We start from the raw sequence: 20210 nt of genomic DNA, 5'->3' as shown, positions 1-20210 counted from the left end.
CGCCCCGAGAAGTCGCGGGGCTCCGTGTCGGCGGGTGCCTAGCCGACAGGGCTGCTAATCGCGGGGGCCGCCGTGCATCAGCCCGGTCAGGCCGCCGGGCAGGATAGCCGCCAGAGCGTCGTCGAACTCGCCGTCGACCAGCACGAACACCACCCGCGCCGGGACCGTTCCCCGGTTGGCCCAGGCGTGATCGGTTCCGCGCTGCACGACCACGTCACCGGTGCGCAGCAGCACCTCGGAGTCGTCCAGCACGAGAGTGATCTCGCCGTCGAGGACGATCCCGTAGTCGATCGACGCGGTCCGGTGCACCGGCGACTGCAGGCCACGGTCGCCGAGGTGGCCGGGCGCGAACTCGTTGATCCGGATCCTCGTGCCGCGCGGGGGAGGCGGCACGGCCAGGGTCCGCGCGGTCGGCTCGTCCGCCTCCACGGCGGTGATGCGGGCCGGCGCGCCCTCGGTGTTCCAGATCTCGTGGAACGACACCCCGTCGTCGGGCAGCTCGCGGCTCACCGGCACCGGGCCGTCCGAGACGACGACGGAGACCCCGTCCGCGGTGTGCCCGGTGACCACCCGCCGCGGCACGCTCACGCGTGACACGCGATCGGGCCGCCGTGGAACGCGACCATGTCGGGCCACACCGACGGCACGGTCAGGCGGGTGTCGATCGGGTTGCCGGCCAGCTCCGAGTACGCCCGGTGCAGGTTGCCGACGAACCGTTCGGTCTCCGCCCACGCGCGGTACGGGTTGTCGCGGTGCTTGACCGCGGCCTCCAGCGGTGACAGACCGGCCGCGTGCGACACGGCCGCCACCTCGGCCACGTAGGACACGTAGCCGTCGAGGTCGTCGAGCAGCCGGGTGACCTGCTCGTCGCGTACCACCGGGCCGTGCCCCGGCACCAGGATCGACGGCGCCAGCTCCCGCATCCGCGCGATCGCCTTCTTGAACCCGGACACCGAGCCCTCCAGCAGGAACGGCTGGCCGCCGGCGAACGCCAGGTCCCCGGCGAACAGCACGCTCTGCTCGGGCAGCCAGACCAGCACGTCGTTGCTGGTGTGGGCGCGCCCGGCGTGCCGCAGCTCGACGCCGAAGCCGTCCAGGTGCAGGGTCATCCGGTCGCTGAAGGTCATCTCCGGCGGCCGCAGCTTCAGGTCGCCGTAGTCGGGCGCGGTGATCACCTTCGTCGCTTCCAGCCCGGCGGCGAGCACCTCGTCCCGGCACTTCTCGTGCCCGATGACCAGGGTCTGCGCGGGCAGGAACCCGTTGCCGTACGTGTGGTCGGGATGGTGATGGGTGTTGACCACGGCCCGTGGCGCGTCGCTGCTGACCTTGGCGACCTCGGCGAGGACGGCCCGGTTGCGGCGCTCGGTCGAGGTGGTGTCGACCAGGATCGCCCTGCCGGCGCCGTCCACGATCATGCCGCAGTTGTTCACCATCCAGCCGCCGTCGGGCTGGATGTAGGCGTGGACGCCCTCGGTCAGCCGGTCCACGTACGGGTTGCCGTCGTCCCAGGTCACGTTTCCTCCTCGAGTGGTCCCGTGTCGTCGTCACCGCTGTCACCGGGTTCGCGGGACAGCGATGACGCCCACACGGGGTTTGCACCATTGGGCACCACGGGCGGCGTCGCGACAACCACCGCAGCCATCGCCAGCGTCGATCGCTGGCATGTGGAAGCCGACGTTCCGCGCGCGCGATCCGGCCGGTTGGCTCAACCGGTGACCACATCTCTGACCGGCCGTGAGATCCGGTGGCCGCTGCTGCTGGTGCTGGCGTCGCTCGCCGCCGTCGCCCCGGTCGCCACGGATCTCTACCTGCCCGGGTTCCCGGCGATCGGCGCCGAGCTCGGTGGCGACGCGAGTGGCGTACAGCTGACTCTGACCTCGTTCCTGATCGGTATGGCCGTTGGCCAGCTGGTGACCGGCCCGCTGTCGGACCGTTACGGCCGCCGCAAGCCCCTGCTGGTGAGCGTCGCCGTGTGCGTGGTGGCCGGGGTGGCCTGCGCGGTGGCGCCGACGCTGCCGCTGCTGGTGGCGGCCCGGCTGGTGCAGGGGCTGGCCGGCGCGGGCGGCATGGTGATCGGCCGGGCGGTCATCGCCGATCTTGCCACCGGCCGTGCCGCGGCGCGGGCGTTCACCCTGATGCTGACCGTCGGCGGGGTGGCGCCGGTGCTCGCGCCGAGCGTCGGCGGGCTGCTCGCCGATCCGGCCGGCTGGCGCGGCATGCTGTGGGCGGTCGCCCTGCTGAGCCTGGTCCTGCTCGTCGCGGTGATCGTGGTGGTGCCCGAGACCCGCGCGCCGGTCGAGCGGGTCACGTCGTGGGCGGGCAATCTGCGCACCGTGGCGCGCAGTCGCGGCTATCGGGCGCCGGTGGCGGTGTTCGCGTCCTCGTTCGCGGTGATGATGGCGTACATCGCCGCGTCGCCGTTCCTCTACCAGACCGTGGTGGGGCTTTCCGAGCTCGGCTACGGCGTGCTGTTCGGTGTGAATGCGGCCGGTCTGATCGGTGCGGGCGCGCTCGCGGGCCGCCTGGTGAAGCGCGTCGACCCGGCCCGGATGATCCGGTGGTGCATCGTGGTGCAGGTCGCCGCCACGGTGTCGTTCCTGATCCTGGCCGTGACCGGATCGCCGTCGTGGACGTTTCCGGTCGCCGTGTTCGTCGCGGTGACCGCCAACGGCGGCATCATGGGCAACTCCGCCGCCCTCGCGATGGCCGAGGTACGCGAGGCGGCCGGCACCGCCAGCGCGGTGCTCGGCTTCAGCCAGTTCGCGCTCGGGGCGGCGGTGTCCCCGCTGGTCGGTCTCGGCGGCGCGGACTCGGCGGCGGCCCCGGCCGCGGTGATGGCGGCCGCGTCACTGCTGGCCGGCGTGGCCGGCCTGAGACTTCCCCGCTGACGGCGACGGCGGCACCGGCGCGATCGCGCGCAGCTCGGCGGTCAGCCTCGTGGACAGCTCGATCGCGGACTCCGCCGGTGGCGGCGGAGTCGGCTCGAAGAACGTCACCTTCAGCCGGGGCCGTCGCGGGAAACGGGCGATGTCCACGGTCCCGGAGACCGCCGCACAGATGATGCGGGCCTGCGGCACGGCGTGGGCCAGGCGCCCGGCACCGCTGCGGGCCCGAAGCTGCCGGCCCTGTGACCGGGTGCCCTCGGGGAAGATGCCGAGGCAGCCGCCGTCGGACAGGCACCGCTGCGCGGCCTCGAGCGCGTCCATGTCGGCCTCGCCGCGCCGGATGGGGATCTGGCCCATCCCGTTCATCACCCACCGGAGCAGCGGGTTCTTCCAGAGCGAGGACTTGGCCAGAGCCTGGATCTGCCGGCGGCGGCGGGCGGCGAAGGCGATGACGAACGGATCCCACGCGCTGTCGTGATTCGCCGGAACGAGCGTCGCCCCGTGCGACGGCAGAAGATCCAGGCCGACCACTTCCAGGCGACCCCACCAGCGTACGACCGGCCCGGCCGCCGCCATCACCACCCGGTAGAAGAGGGGGATCGGTGCGGCACCGCCGGTCTCACCAGAAGAACGATCCTGTTTCATGTTTCACACTCCATTGGGGGAACGGCGACATCGAGGGAACGGGAACGGGGACGGGCCGGCGTTGGGGCAGCCGACTCGGGGACGCGGGTCAGTGGGCACGCCACTGAAGCATTGCGGCCGTGGCGTCGTCGCGGAGCTCGCCGTCCTCGTACGACACGATGGTGTGTATCAACCGGCGCATCGTCTCCGCGGCGGCCGTCCCCTCGCCGAGGGTCTCCAGCAGGAACGCGCCCAGCCGGTCCACCCCGAACAACGCACCGGACGCGTCACGTGCCTCGGTGATGCCGTCGGTGTAGAGGACCAGGGTGTCGCCGGGTTCGAGCTGTTCCTCGACCACGCCCGGCGGGCGGGCGACCATGTGGCCGAGGCCCAGCGGCAGCGCGTTCGGGGTCGGCAGCGCGGGCAGCATCCGCCCGCCGCGCAGGAAGATCTCGGCCGGGTGGCCGGCGCTGATCCGCCGGTACCGGCCGGTCGCGATGTCCAGCTCGCCCAGCAGCGCGGTCACGAAGGCACCCGGATACTGCGCGCGCACCCACTTGTCGATCGATCGGCAGGTGTCGGTCAACGACAGACCGGAACGGCGGGCATTACGGTACGTGTTGAGCGTCAACGTGGTCAGCGCGCTGGCACTGATCCCGTGCCCGACCGTGTCGAACAGCGCGATGTGCAGGACGTCGGCGTTGGCCGCGTAGTCGAACGCGTCACCGCCGACGTCGTAGCAGGGCTCCAGGACGGCGGCGACCCGGGTGCCGTCGACCGCGTACGTCAGAGGCGGCAACTGGTTCCAGATGATCTCCGCTGCCAGCTGCATCGGCAGTCGCCGCCGGGTGTGCTCGACCGCGTCGCCGTAGAACCGCCGGCTGGCGATCAGCTCGGCCACCAGAGCCGCGATGATCTCCAGGTCATGCAGCGCCGCATCCGGTTGACGGCCCTTGAGGCGCAGCTCCAGGACACCGAGTCGTTCGGCGCCGTGCAGCAGCGGCAGCCACAGCACCTCGCCGTCCTCGGTGTCGCCCCACTGACGCTCGGAGGTGATGAACGCCCGCCCGGCGAGCGTGGACTCCACCTCCATCGGCGACGCCAGGTCACGGGCCGACCGCAGCGGATGCAGCCCCACCTGCCCGTAGTCGGCCAGCAGCACGGTGGCGGCCCGCGCGTCCAGCAGCGGCGCGGTCTCCATCAGCACCGCCGGCAGGTCCTCGGCCCGCCCCCGGTGCCGCAGGTCCATGAGCCGCCGGACGGCCTCCATCGATTCGAGCATCGCCCCCATCCTCCATTGCCCCGCAGCAAACGGCGCCTCGGGGTACCCGATCGATTACCTGTTCATCTCCCCGCCGGGTGGTCCTCCACGGCGACGGCCACGTCGTGCAGCAGCCGGCGCAGCCACACCACGGCCGGGTCGTTCTCGCGCCGCGGATGCCAGTGCGCGGCCTCGGTGATGTGCACCGTCGGTAGGGGAGTGCGGGCGATCACCAGATCTAGGATGTCCAGGCAGCGGTGGGCCAGCCGGGACGGCACGAACGCGCACATGCCGGTGCCGCCGACCGCGAACGGCAGCGTCAGCAGGCTGGTGACCTGCACCAGCACGGTCCGGTCGGCGAGCCCGTGCCGTTCCAGCGTCACCTCCAGCGGCCGCCGGCGGGCCCCGGCCGCGGTGAACCGGGCGACCGCGTGCGGCAGGGCCAGCAGATCGTCCAGCCCGAGCGCCCCGTCGGCCAGCCGCGGATGGCCACGGGCCACCACACAGACCAGGTGATCGGTGAAGACGGGCTGGGTCCGGCCCGGGAAGTCGTAACCGAGCGGCCCGATGATCAGATCCCGGCGCATCAGCTGCGTCTCGAACTGCTCGCGGCCCACCTCGAGCGGGTCCAGCGCCAGCGAGCACCCGGGCGCCCGCTGCGCGACCAGCCGGGTCAGGGGTTCGGCGAGGACCGTCATCGCGTACTCCGACATGCTCACCCCGAAGCGGTGGGTGCTGGACGCGGCGTCGAACTCGCGCTGCGCCCCGAGCAGCGCCTCGGCCGCCTCCACCGCCTGGGCCACCACCGGCCGCAGCCGCCCGGCGAGCGGGCTCAACACGAAGCCGCGCCCCTCCCGGATCAGCAGCTCGTCGTCGAAGTGCTTACGCAGCCGGTTGAGCGCGCCGCTCATCGCCGATTGGCTCATCGTCATCCGCTCGCCGGCGTGCGTCAGATTGCACTCCTCCAGCAGGGCGTGCAGGGAGAGCAACAGGTTGGCGTCGACTTCCCGCAGCCGTTCCTTCACCGCTCTAGTGTCGGGCACAAGGAGGCCATTGGATGACGCTGGGCGGGACCGACCTCAATCTTCTGCTCTTTCTGCGCGTGCTGCTGGAGGAGGGCAACGTGACCCGGGCGGGCGCGCGGCTCGACGTGGGACAGCCGGCGATGAGCGCGGCCCTGGCCAAGTTGCGGCGCCGGTTCGACGACGAGTTGCTGGTCCGGGCCGGGCGTGACTACGAGCTGACCCCGTTCGCCCGGGACCTGCTGCCGGAGGTGCAGCATGCGGTACGCCTGATGGCCCGCGCCCTGGACGTGGAGGCCCGGTTCGACGCGGCCACGAGTGAGCGGTCGTTCCGGCTGGGGATGAGCGACTACGCCATCGCGGTGCTGCACGAGCCGCTGGTCCGGCTGCTCAGCGCCACTGCTCCGGGCGTACGGCTGGTGATCGAGCATCTGGGCCCGAACGCGCGGACCTCGGAGCGGATCCTGTTCGACCACGACGCCCTGATCGCGCCGCTGGGTTTCGGGTTCCCGGGCGAGTCGCGGCCGCTGTGGCGCGACCGGATGGTGGTGATCGCCGACCGGCGCAACAGCCGGCTGGACGGCGGCCGGCTGACGCTCACCGACCTGGCGGAGCTGCCGCACGCGGTCGCCGCGTTCGGGCCGGGCATCCTCACCCCGGTGGACCGGGTGTTCGGCGAGGTGGGCGTGGACCGGCGGATCGTGTTGCAGGTGTCCGGCTTCCTGCCGCTGGCGTTCGTCATCGAGGGCACCGACATGGTCGCGGTCGTCCCGGAGAAGCTGGCCCGCCTGCACGCCTCCGACGGCGGCGCGATCACCGTGGTCGAGCCGCCGTTCGGCGAGGTGGTGCTGGCCGAGGGCTACTGGTTCGCCGCCGACCGCCTCTCCGACCCGGCCCACCGCTGGCTTTTCGATCGCCTGGACCAGCTCTGCGCCGAGCTGACCCAGCCACGTCAAACCGGCCAGGCGCCGCCCGGATAGCCGCAGAACCGGCCGTCCGGGTCGCGGTGGGCGACGATCTCGCGGTAGCGCTTGCACGCGTCGTCGGACAGGAAACGCAGCCGGCGGCGGCGCAGGTCGCTGCCGCGTCCCCGGTGAGCCAGGCGTTGTCGACGGCCCACCGATGGCCCTCCGGGTTGTCGGCGAGCTGCCGGGCGCCGACAGCGCCGCGTCCGTCTTGGTCAGGGCCACGATCTCCACGCAGGATCAGGTTCACGCCGGCTCGCACAACGCGCCGAGGGTCCGGCCCATCAACCCGCCCGGGTCGGCGCCCGGCGTGTCCGGGTGGATCTCCCACTCGGCCAGCAGCAGGCTGTTCTCCAGCACCATCCGCACGCGCGGCAGCCGCCGTCGCATGAACTTCGGCAGCACCTGTTCGACGTCGTCACCGCCGGTCAGCATCTCGGCCAGGATCACCGCGTCCTCGGCACACATGGCCGCGCCCTGGGCGATCAGCGGCGGGCAGGCGTGCGCCGCGTCGCCGATCACGATCGACCGGCCCCGGAACCACGGGTCGTCGACCAGGACCGCCTCGATGTACTGGTAGTTGACGATCGCATCGTCGGCGAGGCTGTCGCGGACCTGGCCCCACACCCCGCCGTACCCCTGCCCGTGCTCTTTGAGGATCTTGCCGTTGGGGTGTTCGCCGACGAACGAGCGGTCCAGGTTGCTCTCCAGCAGGAACGCGTAGCACAGTTCCTCGGAGATCGGCGTGTAGCCGGCCTTGTACTTCGGCCCGCCGTAGTAGACGCCGGAGGAGTCCATCGCGGCCGGCCGCCGGGCGATCACCCGCCAGATGCCCATGCCGACCGAGTGCGGCCGCGCGTCGATGCCGATCATCGATCGCACGGTGGAGCGGATGCCGTCCGCGCCGACCAGCAGGTCCACGGTCTCGGTGCTGCCGTCGGAGAGGCCGGCGACGACCGAGTGCCCGCGGTCGTCGATCGCGGTCACGGTGGTCCCGGTGCGTACGTCGACGCCGGCGGCGGTGACATGCCGGGCCAGGATGTCGGCGAGCCGGGCGCGCAGCGCGCCCATCGTGGGCGGCAGGCCCGGCCCGCCCATCGGCGGCGCCGGCATCTCCATCAGCGGTACGCCGTCCGCCCGGAACATCCGCAGCTTGTCGAAGGCGAAACCGTGCTCGGCGAGCTCGTCGAGGATGCCGACGGAGTGGAACGCCTTGAGCGCGTTGCCCTGCAGGGTGATGCCGTGCCCGCCGCCACCGAGCTCGCGGCGGGCCTCGACGAGGATGACGTGCACACCGCGCCGGGCGAGTGCGAGGGCCAGGGTGCTGCCGGTGATGCCGCCGCCGACGACGAGCACCCGGCGGATCGGGGAGTCAGCCATGAACGCTGCCTTTCACAGGAATTGGGAGGGGCGGGCGCCGGTGATCCAGCCGACGACGGCGTCCGGGTCGGTCTCGGAGACGGCGACGTCGGCGACCTTGCCGCCCCGGTTCAGGACCACGATCCGGTCGGCGACCTCGTTGCACAGCGGGAGATTGTGGGTGACCAGCACGATTGCGATGCCCTGGGCGGCCATTCGCCGGATCAGGGCCTCGACCTGCCGGGTCTGTTCGTAGCCGAGGGCCGCGGTCGGCTCGTCGAGCAGCAGGACGCCACCGGACGTGCCGGACACCCGGATCGCGCCGCGGGCCAGGGCGACCACCTGCCGCTGCCCGCCGGAGAGCATCTCCACCGGGCGGGTCATCGGCGCGGTCCGTACGCCGAGGCGGTCGAGCTCGGCCTCGGAGCGTCTGCGCATGGCCTTGCGGTCGACGAACCCGAGCCAGCCGAGCGGGCCGCGGCGCAGGATCTCCCGGCCGATGTTGAGGTTGGTCGAGATGTCCTGCGGATCCACCAGGGCCAGGTCCTGGTAGACCATCTGGATGCCGGCGGCCGCGGCGTCGCTGGGGGAGTGGAACGCCACCTGGCGCCCGTTGACGGCGATCGTGCCGTCACTCGGCCGGTGCGCCCCGGACATCACTTTGAGTAGGGTGGACTTGCCGGCGCCGTTGTCGCCGAGCAGGCCGACCACCTCCCCGGGCTGGACGTGGAAGTCGATGCCGGACAGCGCCCGGACGTAGCCGTAGTGCATGTCGATGCCGGTGAGTCGCAGAGCGGGGCTGGTCATCGCTACACCTGCTTCTTGTGGACCGACAGGTCGGCACTGTCCATGAGACGGCTCGAGACGCCGGTCTGCACGATCCGTTCCAGCAGCAACGAGGCGAGCAGCAGCACGCCGGTGGTGACGGTCGCCCAGTACGGCTGCACCCCGCGGATGGTCAGGCCGTTGGCGATGGTGGCCAGGATCAGGGCGCCGACCAGGACGCGGGGCAGACTGCCGCGCCCGCCGGTGAGCGCGACACCGGCCAGCGCCACCGCGGTCAGCGCGTTGAAGATGATGCTGGGGCTGGCCTCCGGCGTGGCCTCGGTGGTGATCGCCGCGGTGACCAGGCCACCGAGCGCCGCGCACAGGCCGGAGATGACGAAGCCGAGGACCTTGTAGCGGTCGGCGTGGATGCCGGAGCGGCGCACGGCCTCGGCGTTGCCGCCGACGGCCATCAGGCGGATGCCGTCGCGGGTACGGGTGAGGAACACCGTTCCCACCAGGTACAACAGGGCGACGATGTAGACGGGCGCCGGAACGCCGAGGTAGCGGTCGGTGCCCATGAACGTCAGGCCGGTCAGGCCGGGGAAGGTGTAGCCGCCCGCGATCACCGCGGCCAGGCCGGACAGCGCCGACAGGGTGCCGATGGTGACGATGATCGGGTTGAAGCCGCGCAGCGCGATCAGCCCGTTGACCAGGCCGACCCCGACCCCGCCGGCGAGAGCGGCGATCAGGCCCACCCAGACCGGTTGACCGTCGGTGATCAACCGGCCGGCGACGCAGGCGGCGAAGGCGGCCGTGCCCGGCAGTGACAGATCTAGCACCCCGGTCATCACTCCGAAGCCGACACCGGCCGCGAAGATCGCGGTGAGGGCGGCGGCGTTCGCGATGAGCAGCGCGTTGTCGAGGGTCGCGAAGTAGGGCGCGCACCAGAACGAGAACGCCAGGATGATCAGGCCCCAGAGCACGAAGATGCCGCGGTCGCGCACGAACAGCAGGAGCGAGACCGAGCGGGGCACGTGGTGGCCGGTCGGAACCGCGACCTCGGTCATCGTCACTGCGCGCTTCCCGCGGTGATCACCTTCTGTGGGGTGGCGAGCTGCTGCCCCTGGGCGGCCGGGTCCGCCATCATCGCGGTCAGGGAGTCGAACGACTGCACCATGTCGGCCTCGAACTGCAGCGCCACCGACGCGTAGATCCTGCCGTCCTTGACCGCCTGGAGGACCTCGTCGTTTCCGCCGGTCTCGGTGATGCAGGGCAGCTCCTTGCCGGCCGCGGCGAACGCGCCGACCGCACCGAGGGCGCCCTCGTCGTTGTTGCCGATCACCGCGTTGACGCCCGGGTTGCCCTGCAGCGCGTTGCCGATGTCGGTCTGTGCCTTGGCCCGCTCGCCGACGGTGACCTCGGTGACTATCTCCGCGCCCGGCGCGGCTGCTTTCAGCGCCTCCAGCTGGGCCTTCTCGACGTCCTCCTTACCCGCGGTGCCGGCCGCGGACACGGTGAGGATGACCTTCGCCGTACCGCCGAGCTTCTCGTTGACGCACTTGCCGAGCGACTCGCCGATGGCCCTGCCCTGCGCCGTGTAGTCGATCTTGGCGAAGGTGAGGCCGGGCTGCAGGCCGCTCAGCCCGTAGTCCTCCGGGACGCCGTTGAGCACCAGCGGCACCTTCTTCTCCTGGGCGGTCTTGACCAGGCCGGACAGGGCGGCGGGCTGGACCGCGATGACCCACGCGCCGCCGGCCCGGCCGGACTCGATGACGCTCTTGAGATCGGTGAGCTGCTTCTGCGGGTCGAGGTCGGGGTCCTGGACCAGGACGGTGTAGCCCTTGCCCGAGCCGTAGCCCTTGACGCCCTCGGAGAGGCCCTTCATCGCCGGGATCTTGAGGGCCAGCGGGGAGAACACGATGGTCTTGGCGTTGTCGGCGCCCGCGGCGGCGCCGGTCGCGGGCTGGGTTCCGCCGGGGCTGCAGGCGGTGAGAAGGAGGGATCCGGCGGTCAGGGCGGCGAGGGTCATGCGATTCACGGCGCCTCCTGGGGCTGTGTGACGTTCCTGTTAACCGTGGTGTGGCTCACAGACAACACGCGCCACATATGGATCGGAACCCTCATCGCGGTGATGGCTGGCATCGCTGTCAGAGCTTTCCGCCGGGCGCCGGCGCGCGCCTAGCGTGGCCTCAGCACACCGCAACCAGGAGGAAGAACCCATGGCCTACGTCGTCAGCGCTACCTGGATCGCCGAGCCCGGACAGGAGAGCGTGGTGCTCGACGCGATCGAGAAGCTGACCCCGCTGTCGCGGGCGGAACCGGGCAACCGCTTCTACCAGGCCTATCAGGACCCGGCCGAGCCCAGCACCTTCCACCTCTTCGAGATCTACGACGACGAGGACGCGTACAAGGCGCACGGCTCGTCCGAGCACTTCGAGAAGTACGGCTTCGGCCAGGCCATCCCGGTGCTCGCCAAGCGTGAGCGCGCCTTCTACGAGACGATCGGCTGAGAAGATGAGACTGGCCAGTTACCGGCCGGCGGGGGAGAGCGGGCGCCGGACCGGACTGGTCGTCGGCGAACGCGACGACTGGTGGCTGCACCCGTTCCCGGACGGCACCGACCTGGTCGGCCTGCTCGCCGCCGACCCGGCCGACCGGGAAGCGGCCGCCGACGCCGCCGCTCAGACCGACGGGCTGCGCCCCGGCCAGGTCGTCCTGCTGCCGCCGGTGTACCCGGTGGCGATGCGTGACTTCCTCACCTTCGAGGCGCACGTCGAAGGCGTCGGCAAGGGCATGCAGGGCCACGCCTCGGTGCCGCCGGAGTGGTACGCCGCCCCGTCGTTCCTGTTCATGGCCCCGCACGCGGTCACCGGCGCGCACGACGACGTGGCCATGCCGCCGGACACGCAACGGCTCGACTACGAGCTGGAGATCGCCGCGATCATCTGCCGCGACGTGCGCAACGTGACGCCCGAGCGGGCACGGGCCGCGATCGGCGGTTACTGCGTGATGAACGACTGGTCGGCGCGGGACGTGCAGGGCCGGGAGATGAGACTCGGCCTCGGCCCGTCCAAGGGCAAGGACTTCGCGACCACGATCGGCCCGTGGGTGGTGACCGCCGACGAGCTCGACGACTGCCGCGACGCCGACGGATTCCTCGATCTGGCCATGACGGTACGGGTCAACGGCGTCGAGACCGGAGCCGACCGCAGCTCGCACATGGGCTGGTCGTTCGAGCACCTGGTGTCCTACGCCTCGCGCGCCTCCTGGGTGAAGGCCGGTGAGGTGCTCGCCTCCGGCACGTGCGCGTCCGGTGCCCTGGCCGAGGCGTGGGGACGCACCGGCAGCCTCACCCCGCCGCCGCTGCAGGTCGGTGACGTGGTCGAGATGACCATCGAACGCCTGGGCACGGTCCGCAACCGCGTCGTCGAGAGCACCGAACCGGTGCCGCCGATCGTGCCGGCCCGTCGTCGCGTACCCCAGGGGGTCTGAATGATCCTCACCCGCGACCCGGCGACCGGAGCCGAGCTGCGCCACTACCCGTCCCACGACGACGCGGCGGTGTCACGGGCGCTCGCCGCGACGGCTGCGGCCGCCCGGGACTGGGCCGTGGTCGGGCTGGACGAACGGCTGGCCCTGCTGCGTGCGGTGGGAAAGCTGCTCACCGAGCGCCGTGACGAGTACGCCGCCCTGATCACCGCCGAGATGGGAAAGCCACTCACCGAGGCCCTCGCCGAGATCGACAAGTGCGCCTGGAACTGCCGGGTCGTCGCCGACCTGGCGCCCGGCTGGCTGGCCGACCGGGAGATCGAGTCGGGCGCGAGCCGGTCGTGGATCTCCTACGAGCCGCTCGGCGTGATCTTCGCGGTGATGCCGTGGAACTTCCCGTTCTGGCAGGTGCTGCGGTTCGCCTGCGCGGCCCTGTCGGCAGGTAACGCCGCCCTGCTCAAGCACAGCCCCGACGTCACCGGCTGCGCCCTGGCGATCGAGGCGCTGTTCACCGACGCGGGCGCCCCGGCCGGCCTGTTCCGGTCGCTGGTGATCGAGGCCGAACGGGTTCCCGAGGTGTCGGCGCGGATCGTCGCCGACCCGCGGATCGCCGCGGTCACCCTGACCGGCAGCGAGCGTGCCGGCGCGGCCATCGCCCAGGCCGCCGGGGCCGCGCTGAAGAAGACCGTGCTCGAACTCGGCGGCTCGGACCCGTTCGTGGTGCTCGCCGACGCGGATGTTCACGAGGCCGCCGCGGCGGCGGCGCGTTCGCGGTTCGGCAACGCCGGGCAGAGCTGCGTGGCGGCCAAACGGTTCATCGTCGTCGATGCGGTCGCCGACGAGTTCGTCGCCGCGCTGCTCGCCGAGACACCCCAGGTGGGCCCGCTGGCCCGCGCGGACCTCCGCGACGGCGCCGTCCGGCAGATCGAGCAGAGTGTGGCGGCCGGGGCACGGCTGCTCACCGGCGGCACGGCCGTCGACGGGCCGGGGTTCTTCCTCGAGCCGGCCGTCCTCGACCACGTGACGCCCGGCATGGCGGTCTTCACCGAGGAGACCTTCGGGCCCGTGGCCGCCGTGATCCGGGCTCGCGACGACGAGCACGCGATCGCGCTGGCCAACGACACCGAGTTCGGCCTCGGCTGCTCGGTCTGGGGGGCGCCGGACCACGCGCTCGCCGTCGGGCGGCGGATCCGGTCGGGGGCGCTGTTCGTGAACGCGCCGGTCGCCTCCGATCCGCGACTGCCGTTCGGGGGAGTCGGCCGGTCCGGCTACGGGCGGGAGCTGTCCGCCGAAGGGGTCCGCGAGTTCACCAACGTCCGCACGGTGGTGATCGCATGAGACTCGACGGCAGGATCGCGCTGATCACCGGTGTGGGAGGCGGCATCGGCGCCGCGAGTCCGCCTGGGTCAGCGGCGCCCACCTCGTCGTCGACGGCGGCGGCTCCGTACTCGGCTGAAAGGTTCCTCATGTCCCACCTCAACGAATTCGGCATCACCCACCTGCGGCACGTCGACCTGGCCGTGCCCGACTACGCCACCCAGCGCACCTTCTACCGCGACACCTGGGGCCTGACCGAGGTCGGCACCGACGGCGACCTGTCCTACCTGGCCGCCGAAGGCTCCCCCGAGCAGTATGTGATTCGGCTGCGCCAAGCCGACGAGAAGCGGCTGGACCTGATCGCCTTCGGCGCAGGCGACGAAGCCGCCGTCGACGCGCTCGCCGCCAGACTCGGCTCCCAGGGCGTCCAGCTGATCGGCCAGCCCGGCAAGCTGCAGACCGCGGGCGGCGGCTACGGCTTCCGGTTCTTCGACGTCGACGGCCGCACCATCGAGATCTCCGCCGACGTGCAGACCCGGCAGCACCGGGCCGTCGAGGAGGGCGAGGCCATCCCGGTCCGCATCTCGCACGCAGTGATGAACTCCAACGACCCCACCGCCACCAAGGACTGGTACGCCCGGCACCTCGGCTTCAAGCTGTCCGACACGCTGTGGAGCAGCCACATGGGCGAGATGATGCACTTCCTGCGCTGCAACGACTGGCACCACAGCCTCGCCATCGCCCGCGGCCCGCACACCTCCGTGCACCACGTGTCGTTCGAGATGCGCGGCGTCGACGAGTACATGCGCGGCACCGGCCGGGTCATGCGCGCCGGCATCAAGAAGATCTGGGGACCGGGCCGTCACCTGGCCGGCAACAACACCTTCTCCTACTTCCTCGACCCCAGCGGCAACACCATGGAGTACACCACCGAGCTCGAACGCCTCGAAACCGATCAATGGCACCCCACGCTGTACGACATCGCCGACCCCCAGACGCAGGACCAGTGGGGGACCGCCGACCCGATGAGCGAGATCATCGCCAAGGACAGCTTCAACACCCCCGACCGCGGCGTGTTCGTCGCCCCGCCGGTCTGATGGGGCGGCTCACCGGCAAGGTCGTCGTGGTCACCGGCGCGGCCCGGGGTCAGGGCGCCGCCGAGGTCGCCGCCCTGACCGCCGAGGGCGCGGAGGTGATCGCCACCGACGTCCTTCCCGGCGTCCGGCACCTGGATGTCCGCGACCCGGCCGCCTGGGCCGAGCTGGCCGCCGGCCTGGACCGGGTCGACGCGCTGGTCAACAACGCCGGAGTGGCCAGCCGAGGCCGCCTCCCGCACATCGACCTGAAGACCTGGGACCGTACGTTCGCCATCAACGTGACCGGGCCGATGCTCGGCATACAGGCCCTGGTCCCGCTCATGCCGCCGGGTTCGTCGATCGTGAACGTGTGCTCGGTCGCCGCCATCTCCGGGCACGTCGCCGCCGCGTACACCGCCAGCAAATGGGCCTTGCGCGGCCTGACCCGCTCCGCCTCGCTGGAGCTGGGGCCACGTGGCATCCGGGTCAACGCCGTGATGCCCGGCCTGATCGAGACACCGCTGATGGAGTCGGCGTCACCGGCGTTCCGGACGGCGGCGCTCGCCGAGATCCCGCTGGGCCGCACCGGCACCGTCGCCGACATCGCCCCGGCCATCGTCTACCTCGTCTCGGACGACTCCTCCTACATGACCGGCGCCGAGCTCGTGATCGACGGCGGCCTCACCGGCCACGTCTCGCACAAGGGCATCGCCGACGCCATCGCGCCAGCAACGGAAGGCCGTTAGATGTTCGAGTACTTTCCCGGCAACTACATCTGGAACCTGGGTGTCGTCGCGACCCTCAACTCCGGCGGCGCCATCGACGAGGTCGACCGCGCCTGCCGGCCCATCCGTGACCTCGCCCGGCAGGGCTCCGACGTCGGCACGAACGAGTTCATGGCCTCGTGGCGGCGGGTCGCCGACCAGATCGAGGAGCAGGCCGCCGACGCCGAGAAGGCCGGCCACTTCCGCACCGCCGGCCAGAAGTACCTGCGCGCCGCCGCCTACCTCTGCCAGGCCGAACGGATGCTCGGTAACTCCTCGCCCGACCGGGTGCCCACCTACCGCCACCTGCTCGAGCTCATGACCAAGTCGATCGAGCTGATCGACCCGGCCACCACCCGCGTGGAGATCCCGTTCGAGGGCGGCTCGCTCCCGGCGTACCTCACCAACGCCTCCCGCGACGGCGAGCCCGTACCGACGATGATCATGTGGAACGGGCTCGACTCCACCAAGGAGCACATGTACACCTCCGGCTGGCCGGCCGAGATGGCCGCCCGCGGCATCTCGGTGCTGCAGGTCGACTGCCCCGGCTCCGGCGAGGCGCTGCGGCTGCGCGGGCTCACCTCCCGGGTGGAGAGCGAGGACTGGGCGACGGCGATCGTCGACTGGCTGGAGACCCGCTCCGACGTGCGCCATGACAGGATCGGCCTGGTCGGCTGGTCGCTCGGCGGCTACTACGTGCCCCGGGCCGCCGCCTTCGAGAAGCGGCTCGCGCTGGCCGTCGCCTGGGGCGCCAACCACGACTGGGGCGAGGTGCAGCGCAAGCGCCTGGCACGCGAGGGCGAGAACCCGGTGCCGCACTACTGGGAGCACGTGCTCTGGGTGTGGGGCGAGACGGACATCCCCACGTTCATCGCCAAGGCCGAAAGGATCAACCTCAACGGCGTGGTCTCCCAGATCACCTGTCCGCTACTGATTACCCATGGGACCAACGACCGGCAGATCAACTTCGACTACGCACGTCAGTCGTACGACCAAGCCGTCAACGCCACCCTGCGTCTGTTCACCCCCGAGGAGGGGGCCACCGAGCACTGCGGACTCGACCACCTCCCGCACGTGGCGGCGTACACCGCCGACTGGATCGAGGACACGCTGACGGAGCTGGGCGCATGACCTTCCTGTGGGGAGTCTCCGGCTCCGGGCACCAGACCGAGGGCGACAACACCGACAGCGACACCTGGTACCTGGAGAACGTCAGCCCGACCGTCTTCGCCGAACCCTCCGGCAAGGCGTGCGACGGCTATGCGCGCTGTCTGCAGGACGTCGACCTGGCCGCGGGCCTGGGCCTCGACGCCTACCGCTTCTCCGTCGAGTGGGCCCGCGTCGAACCCGCACCCGGCGTCTTCTCCGCGGCGGAGCTCGACCACTACGAAGCCGTCGTCGACCACTGTCTGTCACTCGGCCTGGCCCCGGTCGTCACGTTCAACCACTTCACCTCACCGCACTGGTTCGCGGCCCGCGGTGGCTGGCTGAACCCGGAGGCCCCTGCCCTGTTCGCCCGCTACTGCGATCGGGTCGCGGCCCGGTTCGCCGACCGGATCGCGGTCGCCGTCACGCTCAACGAGCCCAACCTGGCCCGCCTGCTGACCTGGCTCGACCTGCCGCCGGTGGTCCGCGACCTGGAACGCGCCACCCTGGAGGCCGCGAGCCGGGCCGCCGGGGTGCCCCGCTACCGGGCCGCCAACGTGATGCTTCCCGAGGAGATGGACGCCATGGCCGACGGCATGACGGCCGGTCACCGCGCGGCCCGCGCCGCGATCAAGGCCCATCGGCCCGACCTGCCGGTCGGCTTCTCCCTGGCGATCATCGACGACCTCGTCCAAGGCGCCGACGCGAGCGTGCGAGACCGCAAACGATCAGAGGTGTACGAGCGGTGGCTCGACCTGGCACGTGAGGACGACTTCGTCGGCGTCCAGAACTACGAGCGCCTCACCTACGACGCCTCCGGCGTGGTGCCGCCACCCGCCGGCGCGTCCCGTAACCAGATGGGCAGCGCCGTCGAGCCGTTGTCGCTGGCCGGAGCCGTCCGGTACGCGTACGCGACGACCGGCCGGCCGGTGCTGGTCACCGAGCACGGCATGGCCACACCGGACGACACGGTGCGGGCCGCGTTCCTGGCGCCCGCCCTCGAAGGCCTGCACGAGGCGATGGCCGACGGCATCCCGGTCCTGGGCTACCTGCACTGGACGCTGCTCGACAACTTCGAGTGGATCTTCGGATTCGCGTTCCACTATGGCCTGCACGAGGTCGACCGCACGACCTTCGAGCGCACCCCGAAACCGAGCGCCGAGACGTACGCCGCCCTGGTCGCGGCATACCGGGACCTCAAGGTGCCATGACCTCCGGGCGCTCGTGGACCGCACCTGACGTCATCGGGTCGTCCAAGCGGATGCCGGGTGCACCTGTGACTGCAAGAGTGGAGGGCATGAAGTTCCTCCTCACCTCGGCGGGTATCGCCAACCCGAGTATCTCCGCCGCGCTCGTCGAATTACTGGGCAAGCCGATCGCCGAGTCCACGGCCCTGTTCGTCCCCACCGGTGTCTACCCCTTCTCCGGCGGAGGCGAGATGGCGTGGAAGGCGATTCACGGCCGGTCTGCGAGCCCGCTGTGCGAGTTGGGCTGGAAATCCCTGGGGATGTTGGAGCTCACCGCACTGCCGACCATTCGTGAGGAGAACTGGGTCCCGGCGGTCCGGGCAGCCGATGCCCTGCTGGTCTGGGGCGGTGACGTGCTGTACCTGACCCACTGGCTGCGCCAATCGGGCCTCGCCGACCTCCTGCCGTCGCTCAGCGACACCGTTTACGTGGGGGTCAGCGCCGGGAGCATCGCGGTCACCCCGTACAACTGCGACGCCGAGTTCGACCTCGCATTCGTCCCGGACGGCAGCGACATGGCGCAGGACGCCGACCGGGCTCTCGGGCTGGTGGATTTCACGCTGTACCCCCATCTCGATCATCCGGACATGGAGGACACCAGGCTGGCCGACATCCAGAAGTGGGCCTCCGGAATCCCCGTTCCCACCTACGCCATCGATGACCACACCGCCATCAGGGTGGTCGATGGCGCCGTCGACGTCGTCTCCGAAGGCGACTGGAGACTGATCAACCCCCGGCCGTCAGCTCGCGGCTGGAGTCCCCGAGAGCGCTGAAAGGCCCTCACGGATCAGATGGTCGGTCCACACGCTCTCCACGGACAAGGACGCGTCGAACCTCCCGCAGTCATTCGCGTCGCGATCGTTCGTGCGGCGTCCACGGGGACTCCCGCAGGAAGGCCGCGACCGCCTCGGCGTCATCGGCCGACACCGGGCGGGCCGGCCCGATAACATCCACCGAGTTCATTGTCTCAGCCGAGGCTCCGGCACCTGTCGCATCGACAGTCGTCCGCCGATCCGACGGCTGTTCTCGGGGGAGGAACAGAACAACGTGCTAGTCACCTGTGCTCGGAGCGCACCCGGACGTCCGCGTGCGCGCGCCCGGACCGCCCGTCTGGCCGGCCTGCTCACCGCGGTGGTGGCCCTGACTCTGGTCGGTGCCGGGCCCACCCTCGCCCTCGGAGGCGGCACCGCCGCCGCCGACGGCACCTTCCCGTTCGTGGCGAAGGTCGACATTGGTGCCCCCGGCCAGGGCCGCAGCTGCACCGGCACCCTGATCTCGCCCGCCTGGGTGGCGACCGCCGGGGCCTGCTTCCTGGAGCCGGGCCGGACCACGGTGCCGTTCGGCGCCCCGGCGACCCCGGCAACCGTGACCGTCGGCCGTACGGACCTCACCACGACGGCCGGCCACGTCGTGCCCGTCACCGAACTGGTCTCCCACCGCGACCGCGACATCGTCCTGGCCCGGCTCGCCACCCCGGTCACCGACATCGCGCCGGTGACCGTCTCCGCCACCCCGCCCGCCGAAACCGACGTGCTCACCGTCGCGGGCTTCGGCCGGACCAGGAACGAGTGGATCACCAACCGGCTGCACACCGCCGCCTACCAGGTGACCACCGTGTCCGGTACGACCGTGGACATCGCCCCGCAGACCCCGGCCGACAGCAGCCTGTGCAAGGGTGACGCCGGCGGTCCGGCCTTGCGCCAGACCGGCGGCCGGTGGGAGCTCGTCGGTCTGCACCACAGCTCCGGGCAGGGCGGCTGCCTGGGCGTCACCAGCGCCTCCCAGGGCGCGGTGGAGACCCGCGCCGACGACCTCCAGGGCTGGCTGGCGAGCTACATTCAGGGCGGTCCGGTCGCGGTGCGCAACGGCGTGAGCGGCAAGTGCCTGGAGACCGACGACAACGCCGGCGCCAACGAGGCCCCGATCCAGCAATGGGCCTGCGGCGACCAGCCGGCCGCTCGGTGGGACCTGGAACAGGTCGGCAACAACGGCGCCGATCCCGTCTACCGCATGCGTCACCACGCGCACCCGACCAAGTGCATCGAGATCCCGGACGGCTCGACGGCCAATGGCGCGGTGGCCCAGCTGTGGGAGTGCGGCAACCAGCCGACCGCCCAGTGGGTGTGGCGTCACCTGGGTGCGGGCCGCTACAACGTGGTCAACGTGCTGACCGGCAAGTGCCTGGAGATGAACGACGCGACCACCGAGAACGGCGCCAACGCCCAGCAGTGGACCTGCGGTGGTCAGGCCGCCGCCACCTGGTACCGGTTCTGACCTGCTGACCGGG

The 20210-nt window shown here is 71.3% G+C and carries 21 protein-coding genes; 11 read left to right on the top strand and 10 right to left on the bottom strand.

The genetic code is table 11. From position 1 onward, the window contains the following. Positions 1-54 precede the first annotated feature (54 nt). Entirely contained in the window at positions 55-588 is a 534-nt protein-coding gene (locus tag ACQPZW_RS25570; protein ID WP_433788556.1) for a cupin domain-containing protein, read from the bottom strand. Beyond that, on the bottom strand, positions 585-1514 hold the full coding sequence (locus tag ACQPZW_RS25565) for an MBL fold metallo-hydrolase (protein WP_433788555.1): 930 nt from the start codon (positions 1512-1514) through the stop codon (positions 585-587). Before ACQPZW_RS25565 ends, ACQPZW_RS25570 begins: the two co-directional genes overlap by 4 nt. A gap of 198 nt (positions 1515-1712) precedes the next feature. Between ACQPZW_RS25565 and ACQPZW_RS25560 the strand changes: the two genes are divergently transcribed. Continuing rightward, a complete protein-coding gene (locus ACQPZW_RS25560) occupies positions 1713-2888 on the top strand; it encodes a multidrug effflux MFS transporter (RefSeq protein ID WP_433788554.1) in 1176 nt (391 codons plus the stop codon). On the opposite strand, the gene ACQPZW_RS25555 is transcribed toward ACQPZW_RS25560, so the two are convergent. The 3 genes from ACQPZW_RS25555 to ACQPZW_RS25545 form a co-directional block, all read right to left on the bottom strand. Then, entirely contained in the window at positions 2847-3530 is a 684-nt protein-coding gene (locus tag ACQPZW_RS25555) for a lysophospholipid acyltransferase family protein (RefSeq protein ID WP_433788553.1), read from the bottom strand. The two genes, ACQPZW_RS25560 and ACQPZW_RS25555, sit on opposite strands and share 42 nt — an antisense overlap. An 88-nt stretch (positions 3531-3618) precedes the next feature. Continuing rightward, complete coding sequence (locus tag ACQPZW_RS25550; protein ID WP_433788552.1) at positions 3619-4791, bottom strand: PP2C family protein-serine/threonine phosphatase; 1173 nt, start codon at positions 4789-4791, stop codon at positions 3619-3621. A 62-nt stretch (positions 4792-4853) separates the two neighbouring features. Next, a complete protein-coding gene (locus tag ACQPZW_RS25545) occupies positions 4854-5795 on the bottom strand; it encodes a LysR substrate-binding domain-containing protein (protein WP_433788551.1) in 942 nt (313 codons plus the stop codon). Between the two features lie 32 nt (positions 5796-5827). Here ACQPZW_RS25545 and ACQPZW_RS25540 point away from each other — a divergent pair, with 32 nt between their 5' ends. Beyond that, complete coding sequence (locus ACQPZW_RS25540) at positions 5828-6772, top strand: LysR family transcriptional regulator (protein WP_433788550.1); 945 nt, start codon at positions 5828-5830, stop codon at positions 6770-6772. Here the strand turns inward: ACQPZW_RS25540 and ACQPZW_RS25535 are convergent. The 5 genes from ACQPZW_RS25535 to ACQPZW_RS25515 all read right to left on the bottom strand — a co-directional run bounded on the left by ACQPZW_RS25535 (position 6745) and on the right by ACQPZW_RS25515 (position 10913). Next, complete coding sequence (locus ACQPZW_RS25535) at positions 6745-6912, bottom strand: hypothetical protein (RefSeq protein ID WP_433788549.1); 168 nt, start codon at positions 6910-6912, stop codon at positions 6745-6747. The two genes, ACQPZW_RS25540 and ACQPZW_RS25535, sit on opposite strands and share 28 nt — an antisense overlap. Before the next feature lie 91 nt (positions 6913-7003). Then, positions 7004-8137: an FAD-dependent oxidoreductase gene (locus ACQPZW_RS25530; RefSeq protein ID WP_433788548.1), complete on the bottom strand. Its 1134-nt coding sequence runs from the start codon at positions 8135-8137 to the stop codon at positions 7004-7006. Positions 8138-8149: 12 nt separating this feature from the next. Then, positions 8150-8923, bottom strand: a complete 774-nt coding sequence (locus tag ACQPZW_RS25525; RefSeq protein WP_433788547.1) for an ATP-binding cassette domain-containing protein — start codon at positions 8921-8923, stop codon at positions 8150-8152. Between the two features lie 2 nt (positions 8924-8925). Next, positions 8926-9951, bottom strand: coding sequence for an ABC transporter permease (locus ACQPZW_RS25520; RefSeq protein ID WP_433797621.1), 1026 nt, complete (start codon positions 9949-9951; stop codon positions 8926-8928). 2 nt (positions 9952-9953) lie between these two features. Further along, positions 9954-10913 (bottom strand): sugar ABC transporter substrate-binding protein, encoded by a 960-nt coding sequence (locus tag ACQPZW_RS25515; RefSeq protein WP_433797620.1) that lies wholly within the window; start codon positions 10911-10913, stop codon positions 9954-9956. A gap of 190 nt (positions 10914-11103) precedes the next feature. Between ACQPZW_RS25515 and ACQPZW_RS25510 the strand changes: the two genes are divergently transcribed. From ACQPZW_RS25510 to ACQPZW_RS25470, 9 genes are all read left to right on the top strand, one after another. Continuing rightward, a complete protein-coding gene (locus tag ACQPZW_RS25510) occupies positions 11104-11394 on the top strand; it encodes a putative quinol monooxygenase (protein WP_433788546.1) in 291 nt (96 codons plus the stop codon). Between the two features lie 4 nt (positions 11395-11398). Beyond that, entirely contained in the window at positions 11399-12376 is a 978-nt protein-coding gene (locus ACQPZW_RS25505) for a fumarylacetoacetate hydrolase family protein (protein ID WP_433788545.1), read from the top strand. Next, positions 12377-13711 (top strand): aldehyde dehydrogenase family protein, encoded by a 1335-nt coding sequence (locus ACQPZW_RS25500; RefSeq protein WP_433788544.1) that lies wholly within the window; start codon positions 12377-12379, stop codon positions 13709-13711. Next, entirely contained in the window at positions 13708-14787 is a 1080-nt protein-coding gene (locus tag ACQPZW_RS25495; protein ID WP_433788543.1) for a VOC family protein, read from the top strand. The genes ACQPZW_RS25500 and ACQPZW_RS25495 overlap by 4 nt, the downstream gene beginning before the upstream one ends. Beyond that, on the top strand, positions 14787-15512 hold the full coding sequence (locus ACQPZW_RS25490; RefSeq protein ID WP_433788542.1) for an SDR family NAD(P)-dependent oxidoreductase: 726 nt from the start codon (positions 14787-14789) through the stop codon (positions 15510-15512). Before ACQPZW_RS25495 ends, ACQPZW_RS25490 begins: the two co-directional genes overlap by 1 nt. Beyond that, the gene (locus tag ACQPZW_RS25485; protein WP_433788541.1) at positions 15513-16661 is read left to right on the top strand and encodes an alpha/beta hydrolase family protein; all 1149 of its coding nucleotides are present in this window, start codon (positions 15513-15515) and stop codon (positions 16659-16661) included. It begins immediately after the preceding gene. Then, the gene (locus ACQPZW_RS25480) at positions 16658-17887 is read left to right on the top strand and encodes a glycoside hydrolase family 1 protein (RefSeq protein ID WP_433788540.1); all 1230 of its coding nucleotides are present in this window, start codon (positions 16658-16660) and stop codon (positions 17885-17887) included. The genes ACQPZW_RS25485 and ACQPZW_RS25480 overlap by 4 nt, the downstream gene beginning before the upstream one ends. An 86-nt stretch (positions 17888-17973) precedes the next feature. Next, positions 17974-18696 carry a Type 1 glutamine amidotransferase-like domain-containing protein gene (locus tag ACQPZW_RS25475; protein WP_433788539.1) on the top strand — a complete coding sequence of 241 codons (723 nt, stop codon included), beginning with the start codon at positions 17974-17976 and terminating at the stop codon, positions 18694-18696. A 274-nt stretch (positions 18697-18970) separates the two neighbouring features. Further along, positions 18971-20197: an RICIN domain-containing protein gene (locus ACQPZW_RS25470; RefSeq protein WP_433788538.1), complete on the top strand. Its 1227-nt coding sequence runs from the start codon at positions 18971-18973 to the stop codon at positions 20195-20197. Positions 20198-20210 lie beyond the last annotated feature (13 nt).

Source organism: Actinoplanes sp. CA-252034 (assembly GCF_050956125.1).
GTDB lineage: Bacteria > Actinomycetota > Actinomycetes > Mycobacteriales > Micromonosporaceae > Actinoplanes.
Note: the sequence above shows the minus strand (reverse complement) of the source record. Positions and strands in the feature narration are given on the sequence as shown.

What these genes read in the sequence shown, in the direction of transcription:
- ACQPZW_RS25540 (WP_433788550.1), top strand. Translation starts at nt 5,828, where the DNA reads ATGACGCTGGGCGGGACCGACCTCAATCTTCTGCTCTTTCTGCGCGTG.
- ACQPZW_RS25480 (WP_433788540.1), top strand. Translation starts at nt 16,658, where the DNA reads ATGACCTTCCTGTGGGGAGTCTCCGGCTCCGGGCACCAGACCGAGGGC.
- ACQPZW_RS25530 (WP_433788548.1), bottom strand. Translation starts at nt 8,137, where the DNA reads ATGGCTGACTCCCCGATCCGCCGGGTGCTCGTCGTCGGCGGCGGCATC.
- ACQPZW_RS25510 (WP_433788546.1), top strand. Translation starts at nt 11,104, where the DNA reads ATGGCCTACGTCGTCAGCGCTACCTGGATCGCCGAGCCCGGACAGGAG.
- ACQPZW_RS25520 (WP_433797621.1), bottom strand. Translation starts at nt 9,951, where the DNA reads ATGACCGAGGTCGCGGTTCCGACCGGCCACCACGTGCCCCGCTCGGTC.
- ACQPZW_RS25500 (WP_433788544.1), top strand. Translation starts at nt 12,377, where the DNA reads ATGATCCTCACCCGCGACCCGGCGACCGGAGCCGAGCTGCGCCACTAC.
- ACQPZW_RS25475 (WP_433788539.1), top strand. Translation starts at nt 17,974, where the DNA reads ATGAAGTTCCTCCTCACCTCGGCGGGTATCGCCAACCCGAGTATCTCC.
- ACQPZW_RS25505 (WP_433788545.1), top strand. Translation starts at nt 11,399, where the DNA reads ATGAGACTGGCCAGTTACCGGCCGGCGGGGGAGAGCGGGCGCCGGACC.
- ACQPZW_RS25555 (WP_433788553.1), bottom strand. Translation starts at nt 3,530, where the DNA reads ATGAAACAGGATCGTTCTTCTGGTGAGACCGGCGGTGCCGCACCGATC.
- ACQPZW_RS25550 (WP_433788552.1), bottom strand. Translation starts at nt 4,791, where the DNA reads ATGCTCGAATCGATGGAGGCCGTCCGGCGGCTCATGGACCTGCGGCAC.
- ACQPZW_RS25485 (WP_433788541.1), top strand. Translation starts at nt 15,513, where the DNA reads ATGTTCGAGTACTTTCCCGGCAACTACATCTGGAACCTGGGTGTCGTC.
- ACQPZW_RS25495 (WP_433788543.1), top strand. Translation starts at nt 13,708, where the DNA reads ATGAGACTCGACGGCAGGATCGCGCTGATCACCGGTGTGGGAGGCGGC.
- ACQPZW_RS25490 (WP_433788542.1), top strand. Translation starts at nt 14,787, where the DNA reads ATGGGGCGGCTCACCGGCAAGGTCGTCGTGGTCACCGGCGCGGCCCGG.
- ACQPZW_RS25525 (WP_433788547.1), bottom strand. Translation starts at nt 8,923, where the DNA reads ATGACCAGCCCCGCTCTGCGACTCACCGGCATCGACATGCACTACGGC.
- ACQPZW_RS25515 (WP_433797620.1), bottom strand. Translation starts at nt 10,913, where the DNA reads ATGACCCTCGCCGCCCTGACCGCCGGATCCCTCCTTCTCACCGCCTGC.